We start from the raw sequence: 1,319 nt of genomic DNA on the forward strand, positions 1-1,319 counted from the left end.
GGATCGCCCCGGCCTGGGCCGGTTGATCATGCTGGCGGGCCTCGGAAGCAGATGAACACGGCACCTGTGGATCATGGAGTTCTCTACGCTGCAAGATCCACGAAGGTGCCGTGTTCGTTCCTCCATCATCCCCTGCCGTCGTTCCCGTCTCTCCGGCGCCCCGCCTGGAGGCCCTCGGCTCGGATGCCGCGCGAGACCAAGTCCGCGGCCTGGTTGCCGAGTTCGAGTCGGTCACCGATCCTCGCGGGGCGTGCGGGGTGCGCTACCGGGTCTCCTCGCTGCTGGCCCTGGTGGTCTGTGCGATGACCCCGGCGGGCCATGACTCCATCACCGCGGCGGCGGAGTGGTGCCGACGTGCGACGCCTGAGGAACTGGCCGCTTTCGGTCTGCCCTACCATCCGTTGCGCGGCCGCTACCGGATCCCGAGCGAGAAGACCTTGCGCACCGTTCTGGGGCGGCTCGATCCCGGTGAGGTCAGCGCGGCCGGCTACGACCACCTGCGGCCCCTGCTGTCCACGGTGTCCCACTCTCCCGAGCCGCTCATGCCCGACGGCGGCATCGAACGCGAACAGCGCCGCGCCCACCGGGCGGCCGCCCGCGCCGAACCGGTGCGCTCCCGGCGCCGGGCCATCGCGGTGGACGGCAAGTGCCTGCGCAGTGCGAAGCGCCCGGACGGCAGCCGCGTCTTCGTGCTCTCCGCCGTCCGGCACGGCGACGGCATCACCCTCGCCTCCCGCGAGATCGGCGCGAAGACCAACGAAATCCCCGAGTTCCAACCCCTGCTCGACCAGCTCGACGACGCCGATCTCAAGGGGGCCGTCGTCACCGCCGACGCCCTCCACGCCCAACGCGACCACGCCACCTACCTGCACGAACGCGGCGCCCACTACCTGCTGACCATCAAGAACAACCAGCGCGGCCAAGCCCGTCAGCTCCACGCCCTGCCCTGGAAGGAGATCCCCGTCATCCACCGTGACGACGCCCGCGGCCACGGCCGCCACGAACAGCGTCTCGTCCAGGTCGTCACCGTCAACGGCCTGCTCTTTCCCCACGCGGCCCAGGTCCTGCGCATCCAGCGCAGACGCCGTCTCTACGGAGCGAAGAAGTGGTCCAGCGAGACCGTCTACGCCATCACCGACCTGCCCGCCGAGGAAGCGAGTGCCGCCGAGATCGCTTCATGGGCTCGCGGGCACTGGACCGTGGAGAACACCGTCCACTGGTGTCGGGATGTGACCTTCAACGAGGACAAGTCCCAGGTCAGACCCACAACACGCCCTCAGTCCTCGCCGCCGTCCGCGACCTGATCCGCGGTGCGCTCA

General features: G+C 69.7%; 1 pseudogene. It reads left to right on the top strand.

The annotated features are described in order from the left end of the window. Positions 1 to 110: 110 nt before the first annotated feature. A pseudogene (locus STRTUCAR8_RS03445) lies at positions 111 to 1,319 on the top strand (ISAs1-like element IS1629 family transposase); the annotation flags it as partial.

Source organism: Streptomyces turgidiscabies Car8 (assembly GCF_000331005.1).
Lineage (GTDB): Bacteria > Actinomycetota > Actinomycetes > Streptomycetales > Streptomycetaceae > Streptomyces > Streptomyces turgidiscabies.